This window comes from Butyrivibrio sp., from assembly GCF_024699075.1.
Genome location: NZ_JAILQF010000227.1, coordinates 24,195 through 41,134, shown reverse-complemented (window position 1 = coordinate 41,134; position 16,940 = coordinate 24,195). Strand labels below are relative to the sequence as shown.

The following is a 16,940-nucleotide window of genomic DNA, read 5'->3' as shown; positions in this document are numbered from 1 at the left end:
GACATTCACATAAGCTGGTGTTGCAACCTTAGGATCAAGCTTATCTGTATCTACTACGTAGCCGTGATTCTGAGAACTTATATATACCTTACCTGTTGCAAGCTCTTTGACAGGATGGTTACCACCTCTGTGACCATATTTGAGCTTATAAGTATCTGTTCCTGTTGCAAGTGCCATAAGCTGATGTCCAAGGCAGATTGCAAAGATCGGAACATCTGATTCATAAAGCTTCTTAACCTCTTCTATAACAGATACGCAGTCCTTTGGATCTCCGGGGCCATTTGAAAGCATTATTCCGTCAGGATTTCCGGCAAGGATCTCTTCTGCACTTGTATTATATGGATATACTGTTACATCACATCCTCTTGCTGCAAGTGAGTTGGCGATATTGTACTTAGCTCCTACATCAAGAAGAGCTACCTTAAGGTGAGTTCCGTCTGCCTTTATGCCATTAAGCTTTCTAACAAGAGAAGGTTTCTTCTCTCTCTTTGAATGATCGCCACTAAGATCTGCCTTGTAATTATCTTCATTAAATACAGCACTTCCGGAAACAGGTCCGTTATCAGAAAGGTCTCTTGCGCCCTTAACCTCATACTTTTCTTTGCAGGAAACCTTTTCAACTACGCCCTTTGTAGTATAAGCTTTCATCTTCTTAATAAGCTCATCAAGGTTGTAATTTTCATTGGTTGTGATACAGCCGTTCATGGTTCCCTTTTCACGAAGGATTCTTGTAAGCTTTCTTGTATCAATTCCTTCAACTCCGGGAATATCATACTTTACAAGGAAATCCTGCAAACTCATATCACATCTGAAGTTAGATGCAACCTCTGAAAGCTCTCTGACTATAACACCGTCTAGCCAGATTCTCTCGGATTCCATATCATCAAGGCATACACCATAGTTACCGATAAGAGGATATGTCATACATACTGACTGTCCTGCATATGAAGGATCGGTAAATACTTCTGTGTAGCCAGCCATTGTCGTATTGAATACAATTTCACTGATTACTTCTTTATCAGCTCCTATTGCCTGTCCTTCAAACACTGTTCCGTCTTCAAGGATTAAAAAGGCTTTTTTCATATATTATCTGTCCCTTCTGCTTCTATAAAGAAGAAAATAATTATCTTTACATAAATAAACCTCCAGGGCCATAACTGGCCCCGGATAGTCTAATTATTATTTAAAGTACTCTACGCCGGATTTAAAGATCTTAAGATCCTGCTCACCATAGATGTTAACAGCAACACCGTCTCCTCTACGCTCTGCGTGGCACATCTTACCAAGGCATCTTCCATCAGGTGATGTGATACCTTCAATAGCACAATAGGAACCGTTGATGTTCCATTCGCTATCCATAGAGATGTTGCCTTCTGTATCACAGTACTGGAATGCTACCTGACCATTTGCAAACAAGTCATTTATTACATTTTCAGGAGCAACGAATCTTCCTTCACCGTGAGATGCAGGGTTTGTATATACTCCGCCAAGCTTTGCTTCCTGAAGCCATGGGCTCTTATTAGATACAACCTTAAGATATGCCATCTTGGAGATGTGGCGGCCTATTGTATTAAATGTCAGTGTAGGTGAATCTACGTTCTGACCTGTGATCTTACCGTTTGGTACAAGGCCAAGCTTGATAACAGCCTGGAATCCGTTACAGATACCAAGTACAAGTCCGTCTCTTTCATTAAGGAGCTTTTCAACAGCATCCTTGATCTTAGCATTCTGGAATGCTGTAGCAAAGAACTTAGCTGATCCGTCAGGTTCATCACCTGCTGAGAATCCTCCAGGGAACATAACGATCTGTGCCTTATCTATTGCCTTTTCAAATTCCTCAACTGATTCATAGATATCCTGTGCATTACGGTTTCTGAATATCTTTATATCAACATCAGCTCCTGCTGCCTTAAATGCTGCTGCAGAGTCATACTCGCAGTTACTTCCGGGGAATACAGGAATGAATACTGTAGGCTTTGCAACCTTGTTCTTGCATACATATATATCTTTAGTATCATAAAGTTTTGTTTCGATAACAGTATTGTCATCTCCTGCCTTTGAAGGGAATACCTTTTCAAGTGTTCCTGTCCAGGCTTTAAGAAGCTCTTCACCGTCTATTTCAGCACCTTCAACTACGAAGCTGTTCTTAGCTGTTACAGTTCCGACAAGTCTTGCCCCATCTACAGAAAGTACCTTGTCAAGGTCAGCTTCAGAAGTCTCTACAAGGAGATTACACATTCCATTTGCAAAAAGATCTTTTGCACTAATGCTCTCATCGAATGCTACTCCAAGCTTATTACCAAATGACATCTTTGCACTTGAAGCTGCAATTCCGTAGCCATCCTCAGCATATGCTGATTTTATTACGCCGCTCTTCATAAGCTCTGAAACTTTATCATAAAGAGCTATAACCTTCTCGTATACAGGAAGATCATATTCGTCTCTTGCGATCTTAAGTTCTACCAGCTTATCGCCTGCTTCCTTAAGCTCAGGTGTAACAACATCCTTAATACGAGCAACATCTACAGCAAAAGATACAAGTGTTGGTGGTACGTTTATATCATTGAAGGATCCTGACATAGAGTCCTTACCACCTATTGAAGCCTTACCAAATCCAAGCTGAGCATCAAGTGCACCAAGAAGTGCTGTGAATGGCTGTGACCATCTCTTAGGATCTTCTGTCATTCTCTTGAAGTATTCCTGGAATGTGAAGTGAAGATTCTTAACTTCACCGCCGCCTGCTACGATTCTTGCAACAGACTCTGTTACTGCATATACAGCTCCGTGGTATGGGCTCCAGGATGAAAGGAATGGATCAAATCCGTAAGCCATCATTGTTACTGTATCGCTCTTACCATCAAGAACAGGAAGCTTAGCTATCATGTTCTGAGTCTCTGTAAGCTGGTATCTTCCGCCATAAGGCATCTCTACTGAAGCAGCTCCAATAGAAGAGTCGAATCTTTCTACAAGACCCTTCTGTGAACATACATTAAGGTCTTTCATTTCCTCAAGGAATGCTTCCTTTACATCGCCCTTTGAAAGAGCTTCGCATGCTTTATCACATGCAACTTTGTTAAAGTAGTTATCTGCCTTTGAAGGAATCTCTACTTCAACATCTGTCTCCTGATGAGCTCCGTTAGTATTAAGGAATGCTCTGGAGATATCTACTATCTTCTTACCTCTCCAGTTAAGTACAAGACGAGGTTCCTTGGTTACTACCGCCACCTTTACAGCTTCAAGGTTTTCTTCTGCCGCATATGCAAGGAACTGATCGGCATCTTTTGGATCAACAACTACTGCCATACGCTCCTGAGATTCTGATATAGCAAGCTCTGTTCCATCAAGACCTGCATATTTCTTAGGTACAAGGTCAAGATTTACATCAAGGCCATCTGCAAGTTCACCAATTGCTACAGATACACCGCCTGCACCAAAGTCGTTACACTTCTTGATTATTGATGAAACTTCTTTTCTTCTGAAGAGTCTCTGAAGTTTACGCTCTGTAGGAGCATTACCTTTCTGAACCTCTGCGCCACATGTTGTGAGTGAGCTATTTGTATGAGCCTTGGAAGATCCTGTAGCACCACCAATTCCATCACGTCCTGTACGTCCGCCAAGAAGTACGATGATATCACCAGGATCAGAAGACTTACGCATTACGTTAGCCTGAGGAGCAGCACCCATAACAGCACCGATCTCCATTCTCTTAGCAACGTAGTTAGGGTGATATACTTCCTTAACATATCCTGTAGCAAGACCGATCTGGTTACCATATGATGAATAACCCTGTGCTGCGCCTCTAACGAGCTTCTTCTGTGAGAGCTTACCTTTAAGTGTCTCTGATACAGGAACTGTAGGATCTGCAGCACCTGTTACACGCATAGCCTGATATACATAACCTCTTCCTGAAAGCGGATCACGGATAGCACCACCAAGACATGTTGCAGCACCACCGAAAGGCTCGATCTCAGTAGGATGATTGTGAGTTTCGTTTTTGAAGAATACAAGCCAGTTTTCTGTTGTCTTGCCTTGTCCATAATCAACTTCAACAGGTACAACTACAGTACAGGCATTGTTTTCTTCAGATTCTTCCATATCTGTAAGCTTGTCGTCTTTTTTAAGCTTCTTCATTCCTACAAGAGCAAGGTCCATAAGGGAAATGAACTTTTCTTTTTTCTTATCAGGATCTGTATAAAGCTCGTCACGAGCGATAAGATACTGATTATAAGAATCTTCGATAGGCTTTTTGTAATCGCCCTCCCCAAATGTTATAGTCTTAAGCTCTGTGCCGAATGTAGTATGACGGCAGTGATCAGACCAGTATGTATCAAGAACACGGATCTCTGTAACAGAAGGATTTCTCTTCTCCTCATCGTGGAAATATGTCTGGATCCATTTGAAATCCTTGAATGTCATGGCAAGTCCAAGTGAATCATAAAGCTTTTTAAGCTCTGCTTCTTCCATGTCCTTGAATCCGTCAAATGTTTTTACATCTTCCGGCTCAGGATATGTCTCTACAAGAGTATCAGCCTTGGACTCATCAATGATGCGTGAATCAACAGGATTTACAACATACTCTTTGATCTTATCAAGCTCTTCATCTGTTACATTTCCAATAATGACATATGTATCAGCACTTCTGATGACAGGCTCTTCTTCACCCTTTATAAAACGTACGCACTGCTCTGCAGAATCAGCCCTCTGGTCGAACTGTCCGGGAAGAGCCTGAACGCTGAATACGCGCTCTCCTTCATTAGTGTCAAAAGACTCTCTGTAAAGTATATCAACAGGAGGCTCTGAAAATACTGTTGTACAAGCCTTTTCAAATACCTCATCAGATACGTTTTCAACATCGTATCTTATAAGCACACGAACATCCTCGCATGACATGATTCCGAGATATCTTCTTATCTCATGTCGCAGATCCTTTGCCTTGCCTGCAAAAGGTTTCTTTTTTTCTACATAGACTCTTCTGACCATAATTCTCCTCTTTCTTTTTTAAAAAAATGTGCTCCGAAATTCGAAGCACATTTTCATTAATTATTAATTAGTATATTGATCTGCCGGTACGATGCCCTGCAGAATATAAAACATTTCCTTATCTACAGCTTGTTCAGAAATAGAGACAACTGTTGCCATAGTTTTAAGTCCTTCCAATACGTATGCAAGATTTCTGGCAAAACCAGTTATATCTTCACACTCAAATTCGCCGCTTTCAACTCCATCAGATATTATCATCTCGATAGTATTAATGCAATTGTCAAAATGAATTTTTATATAATTATTATCAAGGGATGCATTATGCCCTGAATAATACTCCATAAGTGCGAGACTAAGTCCGTCTTTTCTGCGCAGTATATAGCGCTTCTGCTCCTTCAAAAATGCTGCAAGTCTGTCAGATGCACTAACTTCTGCCATAACTTCAATGCCCTGTGATGCTTCTGATCCATCATCTGTTCCTTCTAAAGAAAGAGTCTCTTCATCCAAAGACACTTCCTCCTCAGCCTTAAGAACAGCAAGGAATATATCCTCAACACTTGAAAAATGAAGATACAATCCTCCACGGCTTATATCACATGCATCTACTATGTCCTGCATAGTAACATTTTTAAAGCCTTTTTTGGAAAAAATCTCTCTAGCCTTAGCCAAAATATGCTTTTCAGTTCTGCTTGCCTTGGCTCCCATAGCGCTCCCCACAATAACAGTGACTTTTAAGATCAGTTCTCGTGATCCCAAAGATCGATAAGTTCCTTCATCTTGCTTACAGCATGTTCAAATATACCATGCTGAACAGCTTCTGACCACATACCAGCCTTGACCTGACCTCCAAGTACATACTTGGACAAGATTCGATTAATATCATCCAAATGCATTATATCTACATTTGAAATATATTCAAGTTCATCTTTCCAGGTCTTAAGATTCTTCCTACTATAAAGATATACATAATTGCGGTCCATAAGACCGGTAGCCTGAGCGTCCTTAACAAATGAAAGGACTGTTGCATCATAAACCGGGAACTGAATGGTGGATCCCATATTAGATCCGCTATAATTCTGATCTACTGCCTTGCTTTCGTTCTCTTTGAACCAGCGAAGGTATTTAGAAAGTGTCTCTACCATTCCACGATAACGGTTAACAATATCCTGCGGGCTATTTTCGGTTACATCTGCCATGTTTCTCACCTCATTTTATATGCAATGAACAGTTACAAAACAACGCTTCTCCGCAATTCTGCATAATTATAACAACAGTGTCACAAATTGTACAGAGTGCGAATCTCCAAATTTTTTATAAATTTCTATACTATTTTTGAACAAACGTTCTAAAACATCCCCACAATATATTTATCGAGCGATTTACCTAAATTGATTATATCGCCATCATATATGCTCATACTTGTTTTAAGCTATATTTATGTTTCTTTTTTATACTTTGCATTATAATAAATGTAAATTTGTATTATCAATACCATTTAATCGAAATATAGTGTAAAATTACATCTTGTGACTAATGATCTCATTATATTGACTAATAGAAAAATAGTTTTTAGAATTATTAGAATGTTTTGAATTGTGTTTTAAGAAAATAAATCGAGGTAATCATGAAATATATACGAATGTACATAAAGTACACACTTAGATACACTTTAAAGCCCCTGTCATTTGTGCCTGCAATTATAATGATGTATCTGATCTTCTCATTTTCAGGTCAAAATGCCACAGATTCAGGAGCCCTTAGCTATGATGTAGGATTTCATCTCTATGATATCATCAACAATATCTTCGCACTTGACCTTTCATCATCGCAGATTGCAGACTATGCTCTGACTAATCAGTTTTATATCAGAAAGGCCGCCCACATTACAGAATATCTTCTTCTGGCAATGTCAGTGTCGCTTCCTTTATATGTTTATAAAGTAAGGGGCTTCAAGCTTTCCTTTTTTGCTACGGCTTTTTGTGTTCTTTATGCTTTTCTTGATGAATATCATCAGACTTTTTCATACGGAAGAACACCACAGCTACGCGATGTAGCAATTGACTCGATCGGTATCGTGATAGGTGTTATCATTGTACGTATTTTAGGCTTTATCGGACGTAAAACCGTATTTAAATCCTTGTCAGAAGAATACGAAGAACAAAGAGCTGCATAATGCAGTCTCTTTATAATTACAGACTAGGGCATTATGCAGTACATATATCCAAAATCTCACTTATATCTCCCGACACCACCGTCTCAGGCTTATAGCCTTTAAAATATCCGTCTATTACTCTTGATAGTCTTGCACGCCTTTCTATGGCGCTTAGATTATCCGTGTTAAGAAGTATACTATCAACCTTGCAGGAAGCTGCAATTGCTATATCACACTGGATCTCATTGCCTATCATAACGGAACTTTCAGCTGTGATATTCTGATCATCAAGAAGTTTCTTCATATACTGCGGCTGGGGCTTTTTCATTTGATTCTCTGAAGATATATAGATCGCATCAAAATATTTGGTAAGGCCCGTGATCTCAAGCTCAGGCCTTGTAAACATCCCCTGTGCATTAGATAAAAGAAATATCTTACCACCGTTTTCTTTTATAGTATCAAGTGTCTTAATGACTCCGGGATATGCACGGAGTCTGTCTCTTGAACTGGTTCTGAATATATTGCACAGATCCTGCATCCACTGGCTATCAACAAGCTCTTCTTCACTCATACGTGCAACCGGGCTTTCTGTCTCATGATGGACAGGCGCTTCTAATAACAGTCTTGCAAAAACCTTCTGTATTTCTATTTCCGGATAATTAATTGCCAGCTTGAAAGCAAGCTCATGCTCTTGTTCCATTACAATATCGAAGTACTTTTGCTGTAACTGGTCGAAAGTATAGTCAGCTCCATAGCAGGAATAAAATCCTGCTATTTCCTTCCAGAATTCAGGCCTGCTTTCGTCTGTATGTATATCTATAAGAGTTCCATATAAGTCAAAAATAAAATTGTCATATTTAAAATTCATAATTGTCTCTTAATCCTTTCGCCTAATGTCCCAAGATATCACCAACAAGCTCTAAATACCATAAATCCTAACCAAATACGCATTCAAAATATCCAGAATATCTGTATATCCCCAAATCTGTATGTTTCAAAGTATACAGATCCAGATTAAATATAATGATGTAGGTCTATCTCAAAACGCATATAGACTGTCCGGGCATTTCAATACTTCCATCTTTTTGTACAGATATTTCAGTATCATCTAAAGTAAGATAGCCCGAAACTTTAAGTTCCTTATACTCATCTGAAGAAAGGTCCACTGTTACAGTTTCATCTGTTGTATTGTATATAACAATGACACTTGATGTTACAGAGCTTCCATTTTCATCCTCTCTTGTCCAGGTCTTACATATTGCAGCAACCATCTCATCACAAAGGTTGTCCTCTTTGGTAATAACACCTCTTGCAAGTTCCGGATTAGAGTTCCTGAGATTCAAAGCCCTTTTATAATAATTTAGTAGAGAAAGGTCATCTGTAAGCTGCTCATCTGCAGGTGCAAAAGTCTGCTCCACATCACTGTCAGCGCCCTCAGGAGGATTGCATATTCCACTTGTATCAGAAGATGACCAGTTCATAGGAAGCCTTTTATTGGGATCTTCTTTTCCAGAACTCATCATTCCTATCTCTTCACCATAATATATAAAGGTACTTCCACTCATGGTCATGAGGATTCCGGCTGCCATTTTCATATCATTAAGGTCACAATTAAGGTTATTGGCCACTCTTACCTGATCATGATTGGTAATAAATGGTGCATCAATATAGTCAGGATTAGAGGCAGAATATATTGTCTGATAATCGATCATTGCATTTACAAGGCTGTCAGCGCCAGACTGACCTCTTGCTGCCTTTTCTATAGTTCCTTCTGCTCCCGATGCAGGGAAGTTGAACATACTTGGTGTCATGCTCTTATAAAAGTCTGCAATAGTTGCTTTATTAGCCCAGACTTCGGATACCATATAGAAGTCCGACTTTTTGGAAAGACAGTAATTATATATCCAGTTCATGATATCAAGTGTTGCACTCTGATCATCATCTTCATAATGCATTGCAGCATCCATTCTGTAACCATCTATTCCATGCTCTATCCAGAAATCCGATATTTCTTCGAATTCTTTTTTCAGATTTTCATTTTCAAGATTGAAATCAGGCATTTCAGACCAGAATACTCCTTCGTAGTACCAGTCTGTTCCTGATACCTTGTACCAGGTGTCATTTTTCTGATCTTTGGAAAAATTGTAATAGCAAAAATAAGGGCATTCATTCTCATCAGGTTCTTTGCCATCTTCAAGATTTCTAAGATAATCACAAGCCTGTATGAACCATTCATTCTTGGATGAAGAATGATTCATGACCATATCTATGATTATGTTAATTCCTCTTTTATGACACTCATTTACAAGATTATCAAAGTCTTCCATTGTGCCATATTCAGAATCTATATCCATATAATCAATGACATCATATTTGTGATAAGTTGTTGATGGCATGATAGGCATAAGCCAGATTCCGTTTACTCCAAGATCCTCAATATAATCTAGTTTTTGTGTCACTCCGTTAATATCACCTATACCATCTCCATCAGAATCATAGAATGAGTGTACAAATATCTCATAATAATTCCTGTAATTATCATCTACAATGCTGACCTCATCTTCCTTCTTGCTACAGCCAGAAAGCATAGACACAGTAAATGCAAGGGTCAGGCTAAAAATTATAAGATGTCTTATTTTTCTAAAAACATATTTCATATTAAGCCTCATGAACAATCTAATCTGTAAAAAGGCAGAGACAGACAATTCTGCCTCTGCCTTTCTGGAAAGCTGTTATAAATATTTATTTATGCAAAGTTAAATGCGGGATTACGAAGCTATGGATATTATCCCTTTACTGCTCCACCTGTAACACCTTCTACATAGTACTTCTGAAGTGACATGAAAAGTGCTGTTATCGGAACTGCAATAAGTACACCACCGGCACAGAATCTTGTGAAATATCCCTGATAGTCATTGGTGTTAACCCAGTCATAAAGACCTACTGCTACGTTGTAGCTCTTGCTGTAACCAAAAGCGATATATGATGCAAAGATATAGTCACACCATGGTGCCATGAATGCAACAAGTGCCTGATATATTATGATAGGCTTGGAAAGAGGAAGAAGCATTGTGAAGAATATTCTTGCACGTGATGCTCCATCAATTCTGGCGGCCTCATCAAGTGTCTTTGGAATGGTATCAAAGAAACCTTTACATACATAATATCCCATACCTGAACTTGCTACTCCGACAAGGATAAGTCCTGGTATTGCACCTGCCTGTGTAAGTCCGATATTCTTCAAAAGGAAATACAAGCATATCATTGATAAAAATCCAGGGAACATTCCAAGTACGAGCCAGAACTTCATAAGAAGAGTTCTTCCTGCAAATCTTGTACGTGAAAGTGCATAGCTTACCATAAGTACAAAGCATGTCTGACCAAGTGCTATAAAGAATGCGATTATAAATGTATTTATAAACCATCTTATAAAGTTAGAGTCAGATGAGAACAGCCATTTATAGCTGTCAAGTGAGAACTGCTTTGGAACAAGATATGCTACCATTCCGCCGCCGCCCTCAGTGGGTGCTCTGAAGCTCTGTAATACTATACATAAAAATGGAAAAAGCCATATAAAACTAAGTATTATTAAAAGTATATACGCCAAGGCATTACCTAAAGCGCTGTGTTTTTTGTGTAATTTCTGCTCAGCCATTACTGGAATCCCTCCTCATCTTTAATCGAAGGCAGTTTGCTATATGCGATAAGTGATGTAACCGCTACAACAATGAAAGTAAGAATACCTACACAGGCTGCCAGTTTATAGTTCGTACTATTAAGGATAAGCTTATACAGCCATGTTACAAGAAGATCTGTATATCCGGATCCTCCATACAGCTGCATGGATGTAGGTCCGCCTCCTGAGAGAAGATAAATAACATTGAAGTTATTTAAGTTTCCTGTAAATGATGTAAGAAGATAAGGTCCTGTAACGAAAAGCATGTATGGCATTGTGATCTTACGGAACATCTGCCATGGGCTTGCTCCATCAATTCTGGCACTTTCATAAAGGTCAGCAGGAATATTCATAAGAAGTCCTGTAGCCATAAGCATTACATAAGGTATACCAATCCAAAGGTTTATCAAAATGATAAGTACCCTTGCTGTCATTGGATGTGCCCAGAAATTGTAGGAACGTTCAAAGATTCCCCATTTAATAAAATAAGTATTGATAAGTCCATCAGCTGCAAACATCTTGGATACATACAAAAGAGAAATAAACTGAGGAATAGCTATAGTCATTACGAAAATAGTACGCCAGAGTTTCTTGAACTTGACACCTTTTTTGTTAATAAGAAGTGCAAGTGCAATTCCTCCAAAATATGTTGAGAATGTTGCAAAGAAAGCCCAAACAAGTGTCCAGATAAGGATCGTAGCAAAGGTTGAACCCATGCCATTACCGCCAAACTGGAGGAGCTGCTTGAAGTTTTCAAGTCCTACCCATGTAAAGAGTTTACTTGGAGCCTGATGAGTAGCATCGTAATTAGTAAATGCAACGCATATCATGAATATGATCGGTACAACCATAAATATAAGAACACCAAGTACCGGCAATGCAAGAAGTGTTGCATGAAATTTCTGATCTAATAAAGATTTAAAATCCTGAGCTGTTGAAGGAAGACTTCCACCATTTCGAAGAATCTTCTCCTCATTCTGATTTTCCTGGATATTCATTCTCCAGAAAGTAATAAACAGAACACAAAGTACTGCTGTCAAAACTCCGTAAAGAAGTATAAGGAACGAATTATCTCCATATGTTGTAAGGAAAGTATTCGGATCCATATGTGTTTCTTCTGTACCAAGTGTTGATAATTTTGAAAGGTTTGAAATTCCTGAGGTTGCCATATAGACGATAAATGCCACCTCAATTAGAAGATAAGCGAATCCTCTCGCAAAAGACTTTCTCATAAGAGGTCCAAAGCCCATTATAAGAAAAGAAACTTTTGTCTTCCAATCCCCCTCTTTAAAAGTAACACCAATATTTTTGATATTACCTGCAATTAGTCCTAACGCATTGTTTTTGTTCTTTTCCATAGAAGCACTCCCGCAAAAACAGGGGAGAGGAAAGACCTCTCCCCTGAATATTCAATCTGCTATTTATAACAAATTCAGTTAATTACTGAACAAGTGTTGCGCATGTGTCATCATGTGTGCTGAGCTCTTTCATGAAGTCTTCATCTGCAGAATCTACTGTAAGAGTTCCGTTCTCAACGTCTGCACCAAGAGCGCCTGCAAGATCCCACCATTCTCCAGGATACTGACCCTGAGGAATCATGTAAGGCATCTGCTCCTGAAGAGCTGCAAGAGCTACGTTAGCCTGAACTGCGCTATCAGCCTGTGCTGTAAGGTTTGAAGGACCCCAACCCTGAGCATTGAATCTTTCAAGCTGAGCATCTGTATCTGTAAGCATCTTAGCTATCTCATAGCACATAGCAAGCTTGCCGCCTTCTGTCTGAGGCTTAACACCAAGAAGCTTGTTGCCTGAGAATCCGCTAAGGTGATATGTCTGTCCATCAGAACCTTCGAATGAAGGAAGTGCTGCACATGCATAGTTGTCACCAAGCATTTCTTCAAGTGCTGCGCTATCCCATGTACCATCGATGATAGCACCTACGTTTGTAGCTTCACCTGCTGATGATCCATCAACAAATGCTGAAGAAGAAGCAACTTCTGCCATCTCTTTGATAGCTACAAGACCAGCATCAGAAGCATAGTCTGCTGTAACACTTGTGAAGTTACCATCTGCGTCTGTTTCGAAAGAACATGTGCATCCTGCTCCGAAGAAGAATGCTGCATTGTACCATGCTGAATCAAGATCTGCATAGAAGCCCTTGCCTGCAGCTTCGCAATCAGCGATGATCTGCTCAAGAGATGTAGGATCTGTTACTACTGAACTATCATAGTAAAGGAAATATCCATTATCAGATGTCATAGGGAATGCATAAAGAGCATCGCCTGATGTTGCAGCTCCGATAGCTCCTTCATCATTGCTTGATTTAACCCACTCTGACATGTTGTCATTAAGTGGCTGAAGAGCACCTGCAGCTACAAGACGTGTAAGCTGATCCTGTGCAAAACCATAAATATCAGCACCGCCGGATACATCAGTGATCATGTTAGAAGCAGCATCACCTTCACCAACAGCTTCTACTGTGATATTTCCTGCATATCCTGAATATGCATCATTAGAAGCAATAAAATCATCTACAAGCTGCTGTGTAAGATCTACAACATTCTCAGCAACCCAGATTGTGATCTCACCTGAACCATAATCGATTGCAGGTGTCTCTTCTGCAGCTGCCTCTGTTGTAGCAGCCTGTTCTGCTGTGTCTGTTGTTTCTGTCTGTTCTGTAGAATCTGTTGCCTGTGTCTGATCTGCTGTGTTGTCTGATGAAGAACCACATCCAGCGAGCATAGAAGCTACAAGAGCCTGTGTCATTAAAACGGTTAAAACTTTCTTTTTCATGTTTTCCTCTCCTTTTTAGACTTTTTATTTAAAGTGCCATATGCACTCCAAATCCCAAATCATAATACCCAAAAACTAAGAAAATCGAAAATTTCCGAAACTTTCGTTTGACAATTCTGTTTTATCACACTTTATGCACAATTGTCAATAATTCCGCTCATATAATTATTTATTCGTCATTTTACACAATCCTTGAATAGCGTTTTATTGCATATCTTTCAAAAAATTTTCGTTTTTTTTCGCTTTATCTTGTTTTTGCTCTTTTGTAACATTATAATAATTGAAGAAATGCAATGGATTTTTAGAGCGTTTTCGTATTATACTTCTCATTATCATCAAAGAATGGTATTATACGAAAATAGTACGAACAAACGCTATACGAAAGGACGACATGGCTACCATAAAAGATATCGCCAATAAACTTGGCATTTCAGTCAGTACTGTTTCAAAAGGTTTGAACGGTGCCAAAGACATAAGTGCCGCCCTAAGACAGGAGGTTTTGGAAACTGCTGTTGAAATGGGCTATACCGGACGCAAAACTCAGCGAAAGAGTCAGAAAAGACTTTGTGTTTTCGTCGAAAATATGGATTATGAATCCACAAGCCAATTTGGTTATGACATTGTACTTGGATTCAGACAGGCTGCTTACAAAGAGCAATGTGAAGTTTTCATACAACCTGTAAGTCACGAATTCCAGGTTAATGAAAAATATGACACATATATGCTCGGTAATGGATTTTCAGGAGCATTCCTTCTTGGATTTTCTTTAGAAGATCCATGGATGGAGCAGCTTAAAACAACAGCCTTTTCCACTGTTCTTCTTGATAACTTTATTGAGAAGAATCCTAATGTAGGTTATATAGGAACAGATTCAGAAGAAGGAATAGCTCTTGCAATAGAACACCTTACAAAGCTTGGGCACGAAAAGATAGCTTTTTTGGATGGTTCAAGAGGATCAATGGTTTCAGATCTTAGAATGATAGCCTATCTTGACAGCATGACAAGCCACAGACTTCCTGTTGATCCTAATCTTGCTGTATATGGATACTTCGTAGCCGATGCCGCTCACTATCATGTACCTACCTTCCTTGACCTTGGAGCAACAGCTATCCTTTGTGGTAATGATCTTATTGCTACAGGTGTTATTGAAGAGTGTACAAGGCAGGGATATAAAGTACCTGAAGATATAAGTGTTATAGGTTTTGATGATCTTCCAATAGCAGAACATCTTAACCCACCTCTTACTACTGTTAAGCAGGACAGGCTGGAAATCGGTAAATGCGGTTTTTATATTTTAAGAGCTATGACAGAACATATATCTCTTTCCAAGAACCTGCTTAGGCCATCTCTTTCTGTAAGATCATCTACAGCTATAGCAAAACCAAGACTTGCTAAGCGCCATATTGTTGAGAAGGACTCAGTAAGTAATTTAAACCCTGAATTATATTCGCAATACCAGCAGCATAAGCAGATAAGATAATTATTTTTTCATAACAAAGTAGACTCAGATAATAAGATAATCACTTTTCATAGTAAACAGTACAAGCGGATAATAAAATTCTTTTCATAGTAAACAGTACAAGCAAATAATATAATTTCTTTTCACAATAAAACAGCCTTCATTATTACAGATCAGTATATCTGCAGTAATGAAGGCTATTTTATATATGTGGATCACAAAAAAACAAATAAAAAAGCACCGGAATATCCGATGCTGTCCTGTTTCTTATGAAACAGGGGAAGAGAGATTCGAACTCCCATGAACGGTTTTGGAGACCGTGATACTAGCCATTGTATGATTCCCCTTTATTTCGTCGGCCTGTCGCCGTCAACGAAATAAATTATATCAAAGCATATTACAGTATGCAAGCGTTTTTTGCAGTTTTTTACAAGAATCGTAATTGCGTATCTGATACTTCTTTTTACCGTTTCGGACTATCAAAATATCTTCATTGCATCCTGTACTGATCGTACTCCTATAATCTCAAGACCTTTTACATCTTTAAGTTTATTCTCATAAGCCTTCGGAAGTATTATCGTCTTAAAACCAAGTTTCTTGGCTTCCATAACTCTCTGCTCTGTCATACTTACACTTCTGACTTCTCCAGAAAGACCAACTTCTCCAAAAGCAACTACAGAAGAATCTATAGGCTTATTCTTAAAGCTTGATATAACAGCAAGACATATGCCAAGATCCAGAGCCGGTTCCTGAAGCTTCATTCCGCCTGCAAGATTAACATAAGCATCACAGTCAGCCATCTGAAGACCAACTCTTTTTTCAAGTACAGCCATTAACAGGTTCACCCTGTTATAGTCAGTTCCATTGGCCTGTCTTCTTGGAAATCCAAAGCTCGTTCGGCATACAAGAGCCTGTACTTCAAGAAGAATTGGTCTTGTACCTTCAACAGAACAGGTTACTATACTTCCGCTTGCATCTTCCGGTCTTCCGTCAAGCATAAACTCTGATGGATTCTGAACTTCTGCAAGTCCGTCTTCACGCATTTCAAAAACGCCGATTTCATTAGTAGATCCAAATCTATTCTTGACGCCTCTTAATATCCTATAGGATGCATGTCTGTCGCCTTCAAAATACAGAACTGTATCAACCATATGTTCAAGAACTCTTGGTCCTGCTACTGTTCCTTCCTTGGTTACATGCCCTACTATAAATATCGATATATTCATACTTTTGGCAATTCTAAGAAGAACAGCTGTAGTCTCTCTGACCTGAGATACACTTCCAGGAGCAGATGTAACATCCTCGTTGAACATAGTCTGTATCGAGTCTATTATCACAATTTCAGGTTTTTCTTTAGTAATAACAGCTTCTATGCTGGACAGATTGGTCTCACATAAGAATTTAAGATTATCTGTAAAGTCGCCTATACGATTAGCTCTTAACTTGATCTGTCTAAGCGATTCCTCTCCTGATATATACAGAATATTATGACCATCATCAGACATATTCCTTGCAACCTGAAGAAGAAGGGTAGATTTACCAATACCTGGATCACCACCTACAAGTGTAAGCGAACCTCTTACAAGACCTCCCCCTAAAACTCTGTTAAGTTCTTCTATATGTGTATCACTTCTGTCTTCCTGACCAAGAGCTATCTGTGATAATGCTTTTGGAGCTGATTCATTCCCTTGAGCAAAATGATTTGAAGTACCACTTCCAAGTGTAGCTCTTTTATTTTTAGGTTCAGGTTTTACAACTTCCTCAACCATGGTATTCCATTCATGACATGAAGGACACTGTCCCATCCATTTGGATGACTCATATCCACAGTTCTGACAAAAGAATACTGTTTTAATCTTTGCAGGCATATATTTACTCCCCCA

12 protein-coding genes and 1 tRNA gene are annotated in these 16,940 nt (G+C 39.0%); 2 read left to right on the top strand and 11 right to left on the bottom strand.

Annotation, left to right across the window (positions count from 1 at the left end; genetic code table 11):
• From K6G87_RS09205 to K6G87_RS09190, 4 genes are all read right to left on the bottom strand, one after another.
• The coding region (locus K6G87_RS09205) for a carbamoyl phosphate synthase small subunit (protein WP_296836194.1) at positions 1 to 1,083 on the bottom strand (1,083 nt) is incomplete at its 3' end.
• Positions 1,084 to 1,179: 96 nt separating this feature from the next.
• Positions 1,180 to 4,980 (bottom strand): phosphoribosylformylglycinamidine synthase, encoded by a 3,801-nt coding sequence (locus tag K6G87_RS09200; RefSeq protein WP_296836193.1) that lies wholly within the window; start codon positions 4,978 to 4,980, stop codon positions 1,180 to 1,182.
• Between the two features lie 63 nt (positions 4,981 to 5,043).
• Positions 5,044 to 5,685, bottom strand: a complete 642-nt coding sequence (locus K6G87_RS09195; RefSeq protein WP_296836191.1) for a TetR/AcrR family transcriptional regulator — start codon at positions 5,683 to 5,685, stop codon at positions 5,044 to 5,046.
• Between the two features lie 32 nt (positions 5,686 to 5,717).
• Complete coding sequence (locus K6G87_RS09190; protein ID WP_296836190.1) at positions 5,718 to 6,176, bottom strand: hypothetical protein; 459 nt, start codon at positions 6,174 to 6,176, stop codon at positions 5,718 to 5,720.
• Between the two features lie 428 nt (positions 6,177 to 6,604).
• On the opposite strand from K6G87_RS09190, the gene K6G87_RS09185 reads away from it, so the two are divergent.
• On the top strand, positions 6,605 to 7,153 hold the full coding sequence (locus K6G87_RS09185; protein ID WP_296836188.1) for a VanZ family protein: 549 nt from the start codon (positions 6,605 to 6,607) through the stop codon (positions 7,151 to 7,153).
• 31 nt (positions 7,154 to 7,184) lie between these two features.
• Here the strand turns inward: K6G87_RS09185 and K6G87_RS09180 are convergent, their stop codons facing one another.
• From K6G87_RS09180 to K6G87_RS09160, 5 genes are all read right to left on the bottom strand, one after another.
• The gene (locus K6G87_RS09180; protein ID WP_296836186.1) at positions 7,185 to 8,000 is read right to left on the bottom strand and encodes an HAD family hydrolase; all 816 of its coding nucleotides are present in this window, start codon (positions 7,998 to 8,000) and stop codon (positions 7,185 to 7,187) included.
• Between the two features lie 166 nt (positions 8,001 to 8,166).
• Entirely contained in the window at positions 8,167 to 9,789 is a 1,623-nt protein-coding gene (locus K6G87_RS09175) for an alpha-amylase family glycosyl hydrolase (RefSeq protein ID WP_296836183.1), read from the bottom strand.
• 128 nt (positions 9,790 to 9,917) lie between these two features.
• Complete coding sequence (locus K6G87_RS09170) at positions 9,918 to 10,787, bottom strand: sugar ABC transporter permease (protein WP_296836182.1); 870 nt, start codon at positions 10,785 to 10,787, stop codon at positions 9,918 to 9,920.
• Positions 10,787 to 12,166 carry a carbohydrate ABC transporter permease gene (locus K6G87_RS09165; RefSeq protein WP_296836180.1) on the bottom strand — a complete coding sequence of 460 codons (1,380 nt, stop codon included), beginning with the start codon at positions 12,164 to 12,166 and terminating at the stop codon, positions 10,787 to 10,789. Before K6G87_RS09165 ends, K6G87_RS09170 begins: the two co-directional genes overlap by 1 nt.
• Before the next feature lie 82 nt (positions 12,167 to 12,248).
• On the bottom strand, positions 12,249 to 13,598 hold the full coding sequence (locus K6G87_RS09160) for an extracellular solute-binding protein (protein WP_296836177.1): 1,350 nt from the start codon (positions 13,596 to 13,598) through the stop codon (positions 12,249 to 12,251).
• Between the two features lie 391 nt (positions 13,599 to 13,989).
• On the opposite strand from K6G87_RS09160, the gene K6G87_RS09155 reads away from it, so the two are divergent.
• A complete protein-coding gene (locus K6G87_RS09155; RefSeq protein ID WP_296836175.1) occupies positions 13,990 to 15,078 on the top strand; it encodes a LacI family DNA-binding transcriptional regulator in 1,089 nt (362 codons plus the stop codon).
• A 254-nt stretch (positions 15,079 to 15,332) separates the two neighbouring features.
• Here the strand turns inward: K6G87_RS09155 and K6G87_RS09150 are convergent.
• Both K6G87_RS09150 and radA read right to left on the bottom strand, forming a co-directional pair.
• Positions 15,333 to 15,404, bottom strand: a tRNA-Trp gene (locus tag K6G87_RS09150).
• A 132-nt stretch (positions 15,405 to 15,536) separates the two neighbouring features.
• On the bottom strand, positions 15,537 to 16,925 hold the full coding sequence (gene radA, locus K6G87_RS09145; RefSeq protein WP_296836172.1) for a DNA repair protein RadA: 1,389 nt from the start codon (positions 16,923 to 16,925) through the stop codon (positions 15,537 to 15,539).
• Between the last annotated feature and the right edge of the window lie 15 nt (positions 16,926 to 16,940).

Excerpts from the sequence above, each read along its gene's own strand:
- K6G87_RS09190 (WP_296836190.1), bottom strand. The coding sequence starts at position 6,176 with ATGGCAGATGTAACCGAAAATAGCCCGCAGGATATTGTTAACCGTTAT.
- K6G87_RS09175 (WP_296836183.1), bottom strand. The coding sequence starts at position 9,789 with ATGAAATATGTTTTTAGAAAAATAAGACATCTTATAATTTTTAGCCTG.
- K6G87_RS09155 (WP_296836175.1), top strand. The coding sequence starts at position 13,990 with ATGGCTACCATAAAAGATATCGCCAATAAACTTGGCATTTCAGTCAGT.
- K6G87_RS09160 (WP_296836177.1), bottom strand. The coding sequence starts at position 13,598 with ATGAAAAAGAAAGTTTTAACCGTTTTAATGACACAGGCTCTTGTAGCT.
- radA (WP_296836172.1), bottom strand. The coding sequence starts at position 16,925 with ATGCCTGCAAAGATTAAAACAGTATTCTTTTGTCAGAACTGTGGATAT.
- K6G87_RS09200 (WP_296836193.1), bottom strand. The coding sequence starts at position 4,980 with ATGGTCAGAAGAGTCTATGTAGAAAAAAAGAAACCTTTTGCAGGCAAG.
- K6G87_RS09170 (WP_296836182.1), bottom strand. The coding sequence starts at position 10,787 with ATGGCTGAGCAGAAATTACACAAAAAACACAGCGCTTTAGGTAATGCC.
- K6G87_RS09165 (WP_296836180.1), bottom strand. The coding sequence starts at position 12,166 with ATGGAAAAGAACAAAAACAATGCGTTAGGACTAATTGCAGGTAATATC.
- K6G87_RS09195 (WP_296836191.1), bottom strand. The coding sequence starts at position 5,685 with ATGGGAGCCAAGGCAAGCAGAACTGAAAAGCATATTTTGGCTAAGGCT.
- K6G87_RS09180 (WP_296836186.1), bottom strand. The coding sequence starts at position 8,000 with ATGAATTTTAAATATGACAATTTTATTTTTGACTTATATGGAACTCTT.
- K6G87_RS09185 (WP_296836188.1), top strand. The coding sequence starts at position 6,605 with ATGAAATATATACGAATGTACATAAAGTACACACTTAGATACACTTTA.